Genomic DNA, 14,896 nt, shown 5'->3' on the forward strand with positions numbered 1-14,896 from the left:
GGAACTCCGGGCGGACCCTGCTGGGGAGCGAGCTGCGTCGGCAGGTACCCGCCCGCCGGAGCGCCGGGCGCACCCGGTCCCGAGGGCGGTGGCACGGGCGCACCCGGCCTGGCGCCCGGGGTGCCGGGGACACCGGGCGGCGGCGGGGTCGTCGAACCGCTCCCGCGCGCACCGCGCGGCGGCACGACGGCCTTGCTGGTGGCCGCATCCGCGATGTCAACGGCGCCGGGGCCGGGAGCACTCGGTCCACTCGGAGCAGGCGTTCCGGGTGCGGGTGCACCGATTCCCGGCTGGTCCAGGCCGGGGACGATCGCCGTCGGGGGCAGCTGGCTGCCACCGGACATCAGGGCGGTCGGCGCATCGGCCGGTACGACCGGCGGCGGGGTGCCGTCGTCGTCGGCGCCCGAGAGCGGCGGTGCGAACACCGTGGCCGGCAGGGGCACCGCACCGTCGGCGGAGCCCGCGTTGGTGTCGGTCCCGGCCCAAGGAGTCGACCCGAGAGGCACGTTCGGCGGGGATGCCGGAACGCCGTCGTTGGCGGTGGGCTCGTACGCGACCGGCCCGCCCGGCGAACCGTGCGCAGCCGCGGGCGCGGGAGCAGCAGGGGCGATGGGGGGAGGAGCGGTCGAAGGAGCCGAAGGGGCCGCGTCCCCGGCCCGGTCCGCCCGACGGTCCGGGATGCCCAGCTTGTCAGCCGCTTCCTGGAGCCACTCCGGGGGGCTCAACAGGAAGGACGTCTGGTTCAGATCGATGCGCTGCGGCGGCTCCGGAGCGGCCGGCGCCGCATCATGTGCGCCGTACTCCTCCTCGTACCGCCGGATCACCTCGCCCACCGGCAGCCCCGGCCACAGAGTGGCCTCACCGCTGTCCCTGGCGATCACCAGCCGCTGCCGGCCGCCGTCCGAGACGGGACCCTCGGCACGGTCCTCGCCCCACACCACGAAGCCCAGCTCGAACTCCCGTACCCGCACCTCGCGGTGCTGGTACGCGGGCACGTCGCCGTTGATCCACTCGTCCGCGCGCTCCTGCGCCTGCGCAAAGGTCACCATCGCGCTCACCCCTCCACCGGGACGGCCCGCGCGAAGCCGCCGTCCACCATCAGGTTCGCCACGGTCTCCAGCTCCGGCGGATTGCCCGCCAGCCGCTGCAGGAAGGCGTCGAAGTCGCCACCGCACGGCAGCAGCAGCCGATCCACCCGCTCCTGCACATTCCAGCCGTCCTGGTCACGGGCGTCGTCGTACGCGCAGAACCAGACCGAACCGACACCGTTGCCCTTCACCTTCACCGCGAGGATGCCGCCCTGGACGAAGCCGACGCCCAGGTAGTCCTTCGTGAGGTGGTCCCGCAGGCACTTGTTGACGTACACCAGGTCGTTCACGGCGGCCTCCTCGCGCACCGTGAAGAACGGCTGGTCGACCAGGAGACCGAGCTCCGCGTCGAGCGCCGCACCGACCGGCGCCGAGCCGCCCGCCGCCTTGAGGAAGGAGCGGTAGGCACCGGGCAGCCGATAGCCGAGGTCCTCCTCGACGCCCAGGATCTGCTGCTCGCCCACCGCGACGGCGCCCTTGGGCAGCCGGAAGTGGGCGGGCCGGGTCTCCTGCAGCGGGCGGGTACCGCGCTTGTTCTGGTCGACCGCGGTGGCGGCGAGGCCGCCGTGATGCCTGAGCAGCGCCTTGACCTCGACCGGGATCAGCTCCATGCGCCGGCCGCCTGGTACGTGGTGCCAGGTCCAGCCGTGCGGAGTGGCGACGGCGGGAATCGTGTCCCACAGCTCATGGCCGCTCGCCGCCAGCGCCGCGTTGGCCGAGACATAGTCGGTGAGCCGCAGTTCGTCGACGCCGAAACCCTGCGGAGGCTCGGCTATCTCGGCGGCGGCGCGCGCGTACGGCGCGAAGTCCGGGCTGCCGTTCTCGTCCATGCGCACACCTCTGGGGTGGCGGGACGCCCGGACCGGGTCCGGGAAATGCACGAGCTGCCCGGCGTAGGCCGCGTTCGGTGGCGCGGCTTGCTGCCCGAGCCGACCTGTCGTCATGGCGGTTGCCCCCTGCTGCGTCTGACTGGTGAGGACCGACCTGCCCAAGGGGGCGGTCCGGGCACAGCCTATGCGGTGGCGCAAGAGCGGGTCTCGCCCCTGCGCCACCCCTCTCCCCTTCCGTCACGAACCGTCACGGCGGCGTGACTGACGAGCGATGCCGCTGCCACTGCCGGGTGACACGGAGACGCGTTTCCCCGCCCCAGCTTCCCCACCAGCCGGGACATTTGGCAGGCTGTCACCGAACTCGGGGGCGTGCACATCGCGCAGCTACCGCTGCGGGCACGGGAGGGAAAAGCACCATGCACAGCGCACAAACAGTCACATCCGGGGATCCACGCCTCAGCTGGAGCAACACCGGAACCAGCCTCACACCCCGGCTGCACCACCGCCGCGACGGCATCCTGCCCGCGGTGGCCGCAGCGCTGTCCGTACGCGGTGAGACGCTCACCTGCACGGCGGGCAAGGGCGACCAGCCGCCCGTACTCCACCCACTGGTCCAGGACTTCCTCGACACCCTCACCAGCGGCCAGCGTGAACGCTTCACCGGCCGCTGCCCCGAGGCGATACTGCTCTCCCGGCAGCTCACCGCGGCCGAAGCCGGCCGTTCCAAGCGGGCCCAGCGCAAGCCGCTGACCAACGGCGAGGCCCGCCGCGCCCTGAAGCACTCGCGGCTCACCGCACGGCGCATCCGTGAGGACGGCGACCCGATGCACGGCAGTTACGCGCCGCCGTGCCGCTCCTGCGAGGCGATGCTCGCCCACTTCGGCGTACGTCCCGTCGACCTCACGACCACCGGGGCGGCGACCACCGCCGAGAAGGGCTGACCGCGCGCCGATGCACGACCGAACCGACCGACCCGAACAGGCGCGCCCCGCGGACCGCGACCGCCACTCCTCGACCCGCTTCCCCGTCGCCGTCGACGCCGCCCTGCGCGCCGCGGGCTGGCAGCCCGGCCGCTGGGACATCCGGCAGGCCGAGGAGTGGGCCGACGCACTGCGCTCGCACGCGTCGCCAGCCGGTCATCAGCACGCGGTCTTCCCGGCAGCCGTGGAGGCATGGGCGGAGTTCGGCGGACTGCGCATCACGGCGTCCGCGCCGGGCCGGCAGATCGCACCGGCCTCGGTGCGCATCGATCCGCTGAGCGGACTGCATCTCGCCCGCACGCTCGGCGACCTCGGCCGGGCACTGGAGACCGAGGTCAGCCCGCTGGGCGAAGAGGGGGACGGGCAGGCCGTCCTCGCGATCGACACGCAGGGGCGGGTGTACAGCATCGATCACACCGGGGACTGGTACCTCGGCCCGGACATCGACCAGGCGCTGGCAACGCTGGTCGGCGGCATCCAGCCGGAGCGCCTCGTCTCGGGGTGAGCGGCCCGGTATTCCGGCCCGTCCGGCGACCGAGGACAAGACGGCTCCCGGCCGTGCCCGGTCACGGTTCCGGCCCGGCAACCCATCCTCCCGGTTCCGTCCTCGAACACCGGACGCCGGAATCGCCCGCCCGGCGATCCAGGACGAAGCGAGGCCGCAGGGCGGATCAGGCCGCCCCCCGGTCCGGCAGGACCGCCGACACCCGGAAACCGCCCGCATCCGTCGGGCCGGAAACGAAGACGCCGCCGAGGCCCAGCACCCGCTCCCGCATGCCGACCAGCCCGTTGCCCCCGCTCGGCAGCCCCGCGTCCGCCGTGGCGGCGTCCGACGGGCCGTTCTCCACCTGCATCGCGACTTCCGAGCCCCGGTGCGCAAGCCGCACCCACGCCTTCGCACCCGCCGCGTGCTTGTGCACGTTCGTCAGGGCCTCCTGCACCACCCGGTACGCGGTCTGCTCGACCTCGGGCGCGTACGGGCGGGCCTCGCCGTCCACCGAGAGTTCCACGGTCATGCCGGCCGCCCTGGATTCCCCGACCAGGGTCTCCACCTCGTGCAGCCGGGGCCCGTCCTCCGTGGCGGCGGCGGCCGCGGCCGCCGCCGCCCGGCCGACCGAGGCGAGCGGCGGCTTCGCGGACCGGGCCGCCACGGGCTCCCCGCTCCGCAGCACCCCGAGCATCTCGCGGAGCTCGGTCAGCGCCTGGCGGCCCATGTCGCCGACCAGGGCGGCGTTCCGCACCGCTTTCGCCGGGTCCTTCGGCGCGACGGCCTGGAGTGCGGCGGCGTGCACGACCATCAGGCTGACCCGGTGGGCGACCACGTCGTGCATCTCGCGGGCGATCCGGTGGCGCTCCTCCGTACGCGCCCACTCGGCCCGCTCCTCGGCCCGGTCGGCGAGCAGCGACAGCTCCCGCTCCAGCGAGTCCGCCCGCTCCCGAAGGCTCTCCATCAGCCGCCGCCTGGCCCCTATGTAGAGGCCGAACAGCACGGGCGGCGCGGTGAGCCCGAGCGACATGAAGAGGGATATCAGCGGTACGTACCAGTCGTCGCGCCCGAGGTCGGTCTGCTGGGAGACGCTCTGCCGCAGCCGTACGTACGTGACGATGAACGTCCCCATGAAGGACATCCCCATCAGCACCGCGGTGATTCTTCGCGGAACGTCGGAGGCGGCCAGCGTGTAGAGGCCGATCAGGCCCATCAGGAAGCCCATCTCGGCGGGCGTCGTCGCGATCGACACCAGCACCACGGCGATCGGCCAGCGCCGCCGCACCACCAGCGCGGACCCCGCCAGCAGCCCGAACACGACGCCGACCGGCACCGGCAGCCCGGTGTTCCCGGCGAACTCCACCCCTTCCAGTGCGCATTCCAGCGCCGACAGGAGCGCGAGCCCCACGTCCAGGGCGACACCGCGCCGTCGCTCCCACCACCAATAGCCGCGGGTGGTCGTACCCGCGGCTTCCCGGTATGCCCCCGTTGCGGTCATGCCGTCCAGACTACGGGCGGGCGCACCTCATTTTCGGGCGACCTGGGCAGCGCGCGCGTCCGTCGAACAGAGACGGAACAGCTGGGTATCGCTTGAAATGGTGATTCGAGCAGACTTTCGCACCGGATGTCCGCATTCCGAACGATGCTCGGCGCATGACGGAAATCACGATCAAGTACGCCGGCTTCGAAGGGCTGCGCGAACAGGTCGTCGCGCTGCGACGGGAGGGTTTCGGCCTCCGGCGGATCCGCGACCGACTGCACCTCCACAACAACAACATCCTGGGCCGTCCGGTCATCCACGTCGCCAAGAGCGCGGACCTCTACCGTCGCGTAGAAGGCACTTGGTACGGCATAGTGTTGGGTGCCGGTCCGGCGAACCGACACAATGTCCGGTTCGATCGGCATTGTTCCCCCATGGTGTAATCAGGCAGCACTGCGAGTTTTGGTCTCGTATGTCCAGGTTCAAATCCTGGTGGGGGAGCCCACACGCGCGGGCCCCGACCTCACTGGTCAGGGCCCGCACTCATGTCCGCCCCCTACCCCCCGGTATCCTTCGGGTGTCCACCACCCGAAGCCGAAGGGCATTTCCGTGAGCTCCGAACGCCCGGCAGCCGTCGTCGTCCTCGCAGCGGGTGAGGGCACCCGCATGAAGTCGAAGACCCCCAAGGTTCTGCACGAGATCTCCGGGCGCTCGCTCGTCGGACATGTCGTCGCCTCCTCCCGTGAGCTGGACCCGGAACACCTCGTCGTGGTCGTCGGCCACGAGAGCGAGCGGGTCAGCGCGCATCTCACCGCCGTCGACGACCGGTTGCGGACCGCCCACCAGGCCCAGCAGAAGGGCACCGGAAACGCGGTGCGCGTCGGTCTCGACGAGCTCGGCGGGACCATCGAGGGCACCGTGATCGTCGTCTGCGGCGACACCCCGCTGCTCTCCGGCGAGACGCTCACCGCGCTCGCCGCCACCCACACGGCCGACTCCAACGCCGTCACCGTGCTGACCGCCGAGGTCCCGGACTCCACCGGCTACGGCCGGATCGTCCGCGACCCGGCCAACGGTGCGGTCACCGAGATCGTCGAGCACAAGGACGCCACCGACGCCCAGCGTGCGATCCGGGAGATCAACTCCGGGGTCTTCGCCTTCGACGGCCGGCTGCTCACGGACGCCCTCGGCAAGGTCCGCACCGACAACAGCCAGGGCGAGGAGTACCTCACCGATGTGCTCTCCATCCTGCGCGAGGCCGGACACCGGGTGGGCGCCCATGTCGCCGACGACCACCGCGAGATCCTCGGCATCAACAACCGCGTCCAGCTGGCCGAGGCCCGGCGGCTGCTGAACCAGCGGCTGCTGGAGCGGGCCATGCTCGCCGGTGTGACCGTCGTGGACCCCGCGTCCACACTGATCGACGCCACCGTCACCTACGAGCGGGACGCAATCGTGCACCCGGGCACCCAGCTGCTCGGCAGCACGCATCTCGCCGAGGACGCCGAGGTCGGCCCCAACACCCGGCTCACGGACACCGTTGTGCACGCGGGCGCACGCGTGGACAACACGGTCGCGGACCGGGCCGAGGTCGGCGAGGGCGCGACGGTCGGCCCGTACGCCTATCTGCGGCCCGGCACCAAGCTCGGCCCGAAGGCCAAGGCCGGCACTTATGTGGAGATGAAGAACGCCACGATCGGCGAGGGCACCAAGGTCCCGCACCTGAGCTATGTCGGCGACGCGACGATCGGCGACCACACCAACATCGGTGCCGCCAGCGTCTTCGTGAACTACGACGGCGTTGCCAAGCACCACACGACGATCGGCTCACACTGCCGTACCGGGTCGGACAATATGTTTGTGGCGCCTGTCACGGTCGGGGACGGCGTCTACACCGCGGCCGGCTCGGTCATCACCAAGGACGTACCGTCCGGTTCGCTGGCTGTCGCCCGCGGCCAGCAAAGGAATATCGAGGGTTGGGTGGCCCGGAAGCGTCCGGGAAGTGCCGCCGCGCAGGCCGCTCAGGCCGCCGCCCAGGAGCACGACAGCGAAAGCTGACCGGAAACAGGTACGCCGCGTACGGCGTACCGTGATAGATGCTCACCCCATTTCGGCTGGCTCGTTGCACATCGGGACACATGCGTGCAGCGCCAGGAACACGTCTGAGGAGACTGTGCTGTGACCGGGATCAAGACGACCGGCGAGAAGAAACTGATGCTCTTCTCCGGCCGCGCCCACCCCGAGCTGGCCGAGGAGGTTGCGCACCAACTGGGTGTCGGCCTCGTGCCGACGAAGGCCTTCGATTTCGCCAACGGTGAGATCTACGTCCGCTTCCAGGAGTCCGCCCGCGGTGCCGACTGCTTCCTGATCCAGAGCCACACCGCTCCGATCAACAAGTGGATCATGGAGCAGCTCATCATGCTGGACGCGCTGAAGCGCGCTTCGGCCCGTTCCATCACGGTGATCGTGCCGTTCTACGGCTACGCCCGCCAGGACAAGAAGCACCGCGGCCGCGAGCCGATCTCGGCCCGTCTGGTCGCCGACCTGATGAAGACGGCGGGTGCCGACCGCATCCTCACCGTCGACCTGCACACCGACCAGATCCAGGGCTTCTTCGACGGCCCGGTCGACCACCTCTTCGCACTGCCGATCCTGGCCGACTACGTCGGTGCCAAGGTCGACCGCACGAAGCTGACGATCGTCTCCCCGGACGCCGGCCGGGTGCGCGTCGCCGACCGCTGGTGCGACCGCCTGGACGCGCCGCTGGCGATCGTCCACAAGCGCCGTGACAAGGACGTCGCCAACCAGGTGACCGTCCACGAGGTCGTCGGCAACGTCAAGGGCCGGGTCTGCGTCCTGGTCGACGACATGATCGACACCGGCGGCACCATCTGCGCCGCCGCCGACGCCCTGTTCGCGCACGGCGCCGAGGACGTCATAGTGACGGCCACGCACGGTGTGCTCTCCGGTCCGGCCGCGGACCGTCTGAAGAACTCCAAGGTCAGCGAGTTCGTCTTCACGGACACCCTGCCGACCCCGGGTGAGCTGGAGCTCGACAAGATCACGGTGCTCTCGATCGCCCCGACGATCGCTCGCGCGGTGCGCGAGGTCTTCGAGGACGGCTCGGTCACCAGCCTCTTCGAAGAGCAGTAGGCAGCACGGCACGGAAGATCCACTTTGGGGTGCGGCCTCCCCGCCGGGTAGACTCACTGAGTTGCTCGGCGAGGGAGGCCGTACTCATGTGTACGGCGGTCCGTTATCGACGCGCTCTTCGTAGCAGGCCTGTCGTGGGCCGGGTGACCGTCCAAGTTTCGTCACCATACGAGGAGTGCAGTCATGGCTGAGGTCAAGCTCGCCGCCCAGGCCCGTACCGAGTTCGGCAAGGGCGCTGCCCGTCGCACCCGCCGCGCCAACCTGGTTCCCGCGGTCGTCTACGGCCACGGTGCCGAGCCGGTTCACATCAACCTGCCGGGCCACGACCTGATGATGGCGCTCAAGACCGCCAACGTCCTGATCGGCCTGGAGATCGAGGGCAAGGACGCCCTGGTCATTCCCAAGGCCGTGCAGCGCAACGCGCTCAAGGGCAACATCGAGCACGTCGACCTGCTGACCGTCAAGCGCGGCGAGAAGGTCAACGTCGAGATCGCCGTGCACGTCGAGGGCGAGCTGGCCCCGGGCGGCAACCTCCTGGAGTACGTGCAGAACACCCTGCTCGTCGAGGCCGAGGCCACCCACATCCCGGAGTCGGTCACGGTCTCCGTCGCGGGCCTGGACGCCGGTGCGTCCGTTCTCGCCAAGGACATCGCGCTGCCGAAGGGTGCCGTGCTGGCCGGTGACGAGGACGCCATCGTGCTCCAGGTCGTCGCCGCGCAGGCCGAGGAGCCGGCCGCCGAGACCGAGGGCGAGGGCGCCGAGGCCTGAGCCTCGCCTTCCCTGCTTCACTGACGGGGCGGCGGTTCCTTCTTCGAGGGCCCGCCGCCCCGTTTCCCTGTAACCGGGCCATCCGGGACCATTCGTACGCGAGGAGACCGAGCGCAGATGTCCGACGCCACCGAACCCTGGCTCATCGTGGGCCTCGGCAACCCAGGTCCTGAGTACGCGGCGAACCGGCACAATGTCGGTTTCATGGTCGTCGACCTGCTCGCCGAGCGGATCGGCGGGAAGTTCAAGCGTGCACAGAAGGCCCAGGCCCAGGTCGTCGAGGGCCGCATGGGCCCGCCGGGACCGGAGAACCGCCGGGTGATCCTGGCCAAGCCGATGTCGTACATGAACCTCTCCGGCGGCCCCGTCACCGCGCTGCGCGACTTCTACAAGGTGCCGACCGACCACATCGTGGCGATCCACGACGAGCTGGACATCGACTACGGGACACTCCGGCTGAAGCTGGGCGGCGGCGACAACGGGCACAACGGGCTCAAGTCGATGACCAAGTCGATGGGGGCCGACTACCACCGGGTCCGGTTCGGGATCGGCCGGCCGCCGGGCCGGATGCAGGTCGCGGACTTCGTGCTGAAGGACTTCTCGTCCACCGAGCGCAAGGAGCTCGCCTACCTCGTGGACCGGGCCGCCGACTCGGTGGAGTGCCTGCTCGCGGAGGGTCTGGAGCGCGCGCAGAGCGCGTACAACTCCTGACACCCGCAGCAACGGTCGCGGCGCGTACAACTCTGACATTCCCGCCGGTACCCCAGCGATTTTCGGCCATAAGTTGACCGCGAGCGTTGCTCTGCCCAAGGATCGCTCCCCATGAAGCGGAGCTCCTCCCACCGCGCCCTGGCCTACGCCCGCAGCGCCGCCATGGGCTGTGTCGTCCTGCTGCTGCTCGTCGCGGGCGTGTACTCCTCCTGGGGTTCGGCGCACCACATCGTTCTGGCCAAGGGCCGTGAGCACGGCACGATGACCGTCACGGGCTGTGGCGCCGATGTCTGCACCGGACCGTTCGCGCCGTCCGGTCAGGCCGCCGCGCGCCCCCGGGTGACGATCGAGAAGTCCGTCGCGGCGCGGAGGGGCGACCGCTTCCCCGTCGTCGTGAAGCCCGGCACGGACGATGTCGTACGCACCGGAACACCCGGCTTCCTGCATGCCTGGGTGCCGCTGGGCGGTGCGCTGTTGCTGGCCGCCCTGGTCATCGGCGGCGGTCTGCGGCTGCCCCGGATCGCCTGGGGCACCGGGATCGCGGGCGCGACCCTGCTGGTGGCGACGTTCTTCGCCCTCTGAGCAGGGCCGCACCCGCGTCCGGGGGGCTCAGCCGGTGTTGCGCAGACCCGCGGCGACACCGTTCACGGTGAGCAGCAGGGCCCTGGCGAGCAGCGGGTCCGCTTCCTCGCCGCGTGCCGCCGCCTCGCGCTGGCGGGCGAGCAGCGTGACCTGGAGATAGGAGATCGGGTCCAGGTAGGCGTCGCGGATGGCGAAGGTCTGCTGGAGCACCGGGCTGGTGCCGAGCAGTTCGGATTCGCCGGTGACCTTGAGGACTTCCTCGACCGTGAGCGCGTGCTCGGCCTCGATGTCGGCGAAGACATGCTTCAGCTCGTCCGGGACGAGTGTGTCGACATAGTGGCGGGCGATCCGCAGATCGGTCTTGGCGAGCGTCATCTCCACGTTAGAGATGAAGTTCCGGAAGAAGTGCCACTGCTCGTGCATCTCGTCCAGAACGGTGTCCGGACCGGCCTCGCGCAGCGCCTTGAGTCCGGAGCCGACGCCGTACCAGCCGGGCACGATCTGCCGTGACTGGGTCCAGCCGAAGACCCACGGGATGGCCCGCAGCCCGTCCAGGCCGGCGCCGGAGTCCGGACGCCGCGACGGACGCGACCCGAGGTGCAGCTCGGCGAGCTGGTCGACCGGGGTGGACGCGAAGAAGTACGCGGGCAGGTCCGGGTCCTCGACCAGCCTGCGGTACGCGGCGTGCGCGGCGTCGGAGACGGTGTCCATCGCCGCGTCCCAGCGGGCCAGGGCCTCGTCGGACTGGCGGGGCGCGGTGTGCAGCGCGGAGGCCTGGAGGGTGGCCGCGACGGTCAGCTCCAGGTTCTCCCTGGCGAGCGCCGGGATGAGGTACTTGTCGGAGATGACCTCGCCCTGCTCGGTCACCTTGATCTCGCCTTCGAGGGTGCCCCAGGGCTGCGCGAGGATCGCGTCGTGGGAGGGGCCGCCGCCGCGGCCGACGGTGCCGCCGCGGCCGTGGAAGAGCCGCAGCCGTACGCCGTAGCGGTGCGCGACGTCGCGCAGCCGGCGCTGCGCCCGGTGGATCTCCCACTGCGAGGTGGTGATGCCGCCGAACTTGGAGGAGTCGGAGTAGCCGAGCATGACCTCCTGCACGTCGCCGCGCAGGGAGACGAGACGGCGGTACGACGGGTCGGCGAGCATTTCGTCGAGGATGACGTCGGCGGCGCGCAGCTCGTCGGTGGTCTCCAGGAGCGGCACGATGCCGATCTCGGCCCAGCCGCCGTGCAGATCGAGCAGTCCGGCCTCGCGGGCCAGGACGGCGGCCGCGAAGACGTCGTCGGCACCCTGGCACATCGAGATGATGTAGGACTCGATGACCTCGGGACCGAACCGTTCGAAGGCTTCCTTGATGGTGTGGAAGACGCCGAGGGTCTTCTCGCCCGCGGCGTCCAGCGGGGCCGGGGTCGGGGCGAGCGGGCGGCGCGAGCGCAGCTCCTTGGCGAGCAGCTTCTGGCGGTAGTCGCGCGGCATGTCGGCATAGCGCCAGGACTCCTCGCCGAGCCGGTCGAAGAGCTGGCCGAGGGCGTGGTGGTGGGCGTCCGCGTGCTCGCGTACGTCCATGGTGGCGAGCTGGAGGCCGAACGCGGCGAGCGTGCGGATCGTGCGGTCCATCCGCCCGTCGGCGAACAGGGCGCCGCGGTGCTCGCGCAGCGAGGTCTGGATGAGTTCCAGGTCGGCGAGGAGTTCGGCGGTGCCGAGGTAGTCGCAGCCGGGGCGGTGCGGGGTGCCGCCGGCGAGGCGCTCGCGGGTGTTGACGAGCTTCTGCCGGATGCAGGTGGCCTTGAGGCGGTACGGCTCCTCGGCGTTCAGCCGCTTGTAGCGCGGGCTGATCTCGGGGAGGCGCTCCAGGTCGGCCTGGAGCGAGGTCAGCAGCTCGTCGGTGGCGCCGGTGTAGCGGATGGAGTTGGAGAGCTGGGCGCGCAGGTGGTCGACGAGTTCCAGGGCGTCGGTGATGCCGTGCTCGTGCTGGAGGATCAGCACCTCCCGGGTGACGGCGGGCGTCACGTTGGGGTTGCCGTCGCGGTCGCCGCCGATCCACGTACCGAAGGTGAGGGGGCGGGTGCCCGCGGGCAGTTCGACGCCGACCCGCTCCAGCTCGGCGGCGAGGTCTTCGAGTACGTCCCCGACGGCGCCCGTGTGCAGCTCGTCGAGGTAGTAGATGGCGTTACGGGCCTCGTCGGCCGGCTCGGGCCGGACCACGCGCAGCTCGTCGGTCTGCCAGATGAGGTCGATGTTCTCGGCGAGCCGCAGATCCTGGCGGCGCCGGTCGGCGTCGATGACGGGCGTCTCCAGCAGCTCCGCGATGCGGCGGAGCTTGTTCAGCACGGAGCGCCGCGCGGCCTCGGTCGGATGCGCGGTGAAGACGGGCCGTACGTTGAGGTTCTTGACGGTCTCGCGCAGGTGGGCCGGGTCCGCGTCCTTCAGCCGGTCGGCGGTGCGGGCGAGGAGACCGCCCTCGGCGGCGCGCCGGTCACGCATCTCGTGGGCGCGGTGGACCTGCTCGGTGACGTTGGCGAGGTGGAAGTAGGTGGAGAAGGCGCGCACGAGCTGCGCGGCGGTCTCCAGGTCCGTGTCACCGAGGAGTTCGGCCGCGGCCTCTCCGTCGGTGCGGGTCAGGGCGCGGACCCGCTCGACGAGGTCGAGGAGCTCCTGGCCCTCCTGGCGTACGAGGGTCTCGCCCAGCAGATCACCGAGACGGCGGATGTCGGCGCGCAGCTCGGGGCTGGCGGCGGGGGTCTGGTCGGCACTGCTCACGGTGTGCGGCTCCTTGCAGTGGTTGAGCACGGGGATCTCCGGGGCCTGGTGACAACACCCCGGGAAGCAGAGTGCGGACCGCGCTGTCCGACCCCACCAGGATAGGTGTCCACGCCGTCGGCACCGCTGTCGCCCCGATCGGGTTTCCCCTTCACGGGCGGCCCGTCGCGCTCTCGTGCAGCGGGCCTCCGCGCTGCCATACTTACGTAGCCGTAGGTTACGGATGCGTAGCCAGAGCTATCCGTCGTATTCCTCATCCCCAGGGGACTCCCCATGAACACCAGCCCCGCTGTGATCGACGACACCCAGCCATCGGCGGCCGACGGTCAGGTCCTTCCCTCCGCCACGCTCGGCGGGGACAACAAGCGGTCGGTCGAACAGATCGCGCTTCTGCTGTTCATCGTGGTGCCGTTCGTGGCGCTGGTCGCCGCGGTGCCGCTGGCCTGGGGCCGGGGCGTGAGCGGGCTCGATCTGGGGCTGCTCGTGGCGATGTACTTCATCGGCTGCCACGGCATCACGATCGGCTTCCACCGCTACTTCACCCATGGCTCCTTCAAGGCGAAGCGCCCGCTCCGCATCGCCCTGGCCGTCGCGGGTTCGCTGGCCGTGGAGGGTCCGCTGGTGCGCTGGGTGGCCGATCACCGCAGGCACCACCGCTTCTCGGACGCGGAGGGCGACCCGCACTCGCCGTGGCGTTTCGGCGAGAGCCTCCCCGCCCTGATGAAGGGCCTGTGGTGGGCGCACATCGGTTGGATGTTCGACGAGGAGCAGACACCTCAGCAGAAGTACGCCCCCGACCTGATCAAGGATCCGGCGCTCCGCGGGATCTCCCGCCACTTCCTCACTTTCACGATCGTGTCGCTGGTGTTCCCTCCGTTGGTCGGCGGTCTGGTGACGATGTCGTGGTGGGGCGCGGCGACCGCCTTCTTCTGGGGTTCTCTTGTACGGGTGGCCCTGCTGCACCACGTCACCTGGTCGATCAACTCGATCTGCCACGCGGTCGGCAGGCGTCCCTTCAAGTCCCGTGACCGGTCCGGCAACGTGTGGTGGCTGGCGGTCCTGTCCTGCGGCGAGTCCTGGCACAACCTGCACCATGCGGACCCGACGAGTGCGCGCCACGGCGTGATGAAGGGGCAGATCGATTCGAGCGCCCGGCTGATCCGCTGGTTCGAGAAACTGGGCTGGGCGTACGACGTGCGCTGGCCGGACTCCGCCCGGGTCGACTCCCGCCGTATCGACTCCCGGCGCGACCCCGCGCGCGCCGACGCGGCATGATTGACGACGTGGCGACCGACTCCAGCACCAGCAGCGAGAACAACCGTCCCCCTTCCGTCCGGCGCACCCGCCGGGTGAGGATGACCGGCAAGGAACGCCGCGAGCAGTTGCTGGACATCGGCCGCACCCTCTTCGCCGACAAGGGCTTCGAGGGCACCTCGGTCGAGGAGATCGCGGCCCGGGCCGGCGTCTCCAAGCCGGTCGTCTACGAGCACTTCGGCGGCAAGGAGGGCCTGTACGCCGTCGTGGTCGACCGCGAGATGCGCCAGCTGCTCGACATGGTCACCGGCGCCCTGACCGCGGGCCACCCCCGCGAACTCCTGGAGCAGGCCGCGTTCGCCCTGCTCGACTACATCGAGACGTACACGGACGGCTTCCGCATCCTGGTCCGTGACTCCCCCGTCGCCCAGTCGACGGGCACCTTCGCCTCCCTCATCAGCGACATCGCCACCCAGGTGGAAGACATCCTGGGCCTGGAGTTCAAGGCCCGCGGCTTCGACCCGAAGCTGGCGCCGCTGTACGCCCAGGCACTGGTCGGCATGGTCGCCCTGACCGGGCAGTGGTGGGTCAACGCCCGCAAGCCGAAGAAGGCCGAGGTCGCGGCCCATCTGGTGAACCTGGCCTGGCACGGCCTGGAGAACCTGGAGTCGAAGCCGCGACTGGTGGGGCACCGCAAGAGCTGAGGGGCGGCGCGCAAGGGCCGGCCCGAGCGGTCGGCCGGATCGGGCCGCCGATGGAGTGGGCCGCACCAGCTGGTGCGGCCCACTCCGCGTTGCTCCGGAGGC

General features: G+C 70.7%; 13 protein-coding genes and 1 pseudogene. 10 read left to right on the forward strand and 4 right to left on the reverse strand.

Features of this window, described 5'->3' with window-relative positions; translation table 11 throughout:
- Both GA0115254_RS18690 and GA0115254_RS18695 read right to left on the reverse strand, forming a co-directional pair.
- Positions 1-1,049: pseudogene (locus GA0115254_RS18690) on the reverse strand (hypothetical protein); the annotation flags it as partial.
- Positions 1,050-1,054: 5 nt separating this feature from the next.
- Complete coding sequence (locus tag GA0115254_RS18695; protein WP_093896450.1) at positions 1,055-2,032, reverse strand: SMI1/KNR4 family protein; 978 nt, start codon at positions 2,030-2,032, stop codon at positions 1,055-1,057.
- Between the two features lie 302 nt (positions 2,033-2,334).
- Here GA0115254_RS18695 and GA0115254_RS18700 point away from each other — a divergent pair, with 302 nt between their 5' ends.
- Positions 2,335-2,859, forward strand: coding sequence for a YwqJ-related putative deaminase (locus tag GA0115254_RS18700; protein ID WP_093896451.1), 525 nt, complete (start codon positions 2,335-2,337; stop codon positions 2,857-2,859).
- Between the two features lie 10 nt (positions 2,860-2,869).
- Entirely contained in the window at positions 2,870-3,403 is a 534-nt protein-coding gene (locus GA0115254_RS18705) for an SUKH-3 domain-containing protein (RefSeq protein WP_093896452.1), read from the forward strand.
- 166 nt (positions 3,404-3,569) lie between these two features.
- Here the strand turns inward: GA0115254_RS18705 and GA0115254_RS18710 are convergent, their stop codons facing one another.
- Positions 3,570-4,883 (reverse strand): sensor histidine kinase, encoded by a 1,314-nt coding sequence (locus tag GA0115254_RS18710; RefSeq protein WP_093896453.1) that lies wholly within the window; start codon positions 4,881-4,883, stop codon positions 3,570-3,572.
- A gap of 155 nt (positions 4,884-5,038) precedes the next feature.
- On the opposite strand from GA0115254_RS18710, the gene GA0115254_RS18715 reads away from it, so the two are divergent.
- From GA0115254_RS18715 to GA0115254_RS18740, 6 genes are all read left to right on the forward strand, one after another.
- A complete protein-coding gene (locus GA0115254_RS18715) occupies positions 5,039-5,308 on the forward strand; it encodes a hypothetical protein (RefSeq protein WP_093896454.1) in 270 nt (89 codons plus the stop codon).
- Between the two features lie 166 nt (positions 5,309-5,474).
- Positions 5,475-6,923, forward strand: a complete 1,449-nt coding sequence (gene glmU / locus GA0115254_RS18720) for a bifunctional UDP-N-acetylglucosamine diphosphorylase/glucosamine-1-phosphate N-acetyltransferase GlmU (protein ID WP_093896455.1) — start codon at positions 5,475-5,477, stop codon at positions 6,921-6,923.
- Between the two features lie 120 nt (positions 6,924-7,043).
- The gene (locus GA0115254_RS18725) at positions 7,044-8,018 is read left to right on the forward strand and encodes a ribose-phosphate diphosphokinase (protein ID WP_030926792.1); all 975 of its coding nucleotides are present in this window, start codon (positions 7,044-7,046) and stop codon (positions 8,016-8,018) included.
- 183 nt (positions 8,019-8,201) lie between these two features.
- Positions 8,202-8,786, forward strand: a complete 585-nt coding sequence (locus GA0115254_RS18730) for a 50S ribosomal protein L25/general stress protein Ctc (protein WP_093896456.1) — start codon at positions 8,202-8,204, stop codon at positions 8,784-8,786.
- Between the two features lie 117 nt (positions 8,787-8,903).
- On the forward strand, positions 8,904-9,497 hold the full coding sequence (pth, locus tag GA0115254_RS18735; RefSeq protein ID WP_093896457.1) for an aminoacyl-tRNA hydrolase: 594 nt from the start codon (positions 8,904-8,906) through the stop codon (positions 9,495-9,497).
- 111 nt (positions 9,498-9,608) lie between these two features.
- Entirely contained in the window at positions 9,609-10,079 is a 471-nt protein-coding gene (locus GA0115254_RS18740; protein WP_093896458.1) for a hypothetical protein, read from the forward strand.
- 27 nt (positions 10,080-10,106) lie between these two features.
- On the opposite strand, the gene ppc is transcribed toward GA0115254_RS18740, so the two are convergent.
- A complete protein-coding gene (ppc, locus tag GA0115254_RS18745; protein WP_093896483.1) occupies positions 10,107-12,836 on the reverse strand; it encodes a phosphoenolpyruvate carboxylase in 2,730 nt (909 codons plus the stop codon).
- A gap of 273 nt (positions 12,837-13,109) precedes the next feature.
- Here ppc and GA0115254_RS18750 point away from each other — a divergent pair, with 273 nt between their 5' ends.
- A complete protein-coding gene (locus tag GA0115254_RS18750; protein WP_093896459.1) occupies positions 13,110-14,111 on the forward strand; it encodes an acyl-CoA desaturase in 1,002 nt (333 codons plus the stop codon).
- Positions 14,108-14,794 carry a TetR/AcrR family transcriptional regulator gene (locus tag GA0115254_RS18755; protein WP_093896460.1) on the forward strand — a complete coding sequence of 229 codons (687 nt, stop codon included), beginning with the start codon at positions 14,108-14,110 and terminating at the stop codon, positions 14,792-14,794. Before GA0115254_RS18750 ends, GA0115254_RS18755 begins: the two co-directional genes overlap by 4 nt.
- Positions 14,795-14,896 lie beyond the last annotated feature (102 nt).

This window comes from Streptomyces sp. Ncost-T10-10d (assembly GCF_900091955.1).
GTDB lineage: Bacteria > Actinomycetota > Actinomycetes > Streptomycetales > Streptomycetaceae > Streptomyces.

Coding starts and splice junctions, on each gene's coding strand:
- pth (WP_093896457.1), top strand. CDS start 8,904: ATGTCCGACGCCACCGAACCCTGGCTCATCGTGGGCCTCGGCAACCCA.
- GA0115254_RS18750 (WP_093896459.1), top strand. CDS start 13,110: ATGAACACCAGCCCCGCTGTGATCGACGACACCCAGCCATCGGCGGCC.
- GA0115254_RS18730 (WP_093896456.1), top strand. CDS start 8,202: ATGGCTGAGGTCAAGCTCGCCGCCCAGGCCCGTACCGAGTTCGGCAAG.
- GA0115254_RS18755 (WP_093896460.1), top strand. CDS start 14,108: ATGATTGACGACGTGGCGACCGACTCCAGCACCAGCAGCGAGAACAAC.
- GA0115254_RS18715 (WP_093896454.1), top strand. CDS start 5,039: ATGACGGAAATCACGATCAAGTACGCCGGCTTCGAAGGGCTGCGCGAA.
- GA0115254_RS18700 (WP_093896451.1), top strand. CDS start 2,335: ATGCACAGCGCACAAACAGTCACATCCGGGGATCCACGCCTCAGCTGG.
- GA0115254_RS18695 (WP_093896450.1), bottom strand. CDS start 2,032: ATGACGACAGGTCGGCTCGGGCAGCAAGCCGCGCCACCGAACGCGGCC.
- GA0115254_RS18710 (WP_093896453.1), bottom strand. CDS start 4,883: ATGACCGCAACGGGGGCATACCGGGAAGCCGCGGGTACGACCACCCGC.
- GA0115254_RS18705 (WP_093896452.1), top strand. CDS start 2,870: ATGCACGACCGAACCGACCGACCCGAACAGGCGCGCCCCGCGGACCGC.
- GA0115254_RS18740 (WP_093896458.1), top strand. CDS start 9,609: ATGAAGCGGAGCTCCTCCCACCGCGCCCTGGCCTACGCCCGCAGCGCC.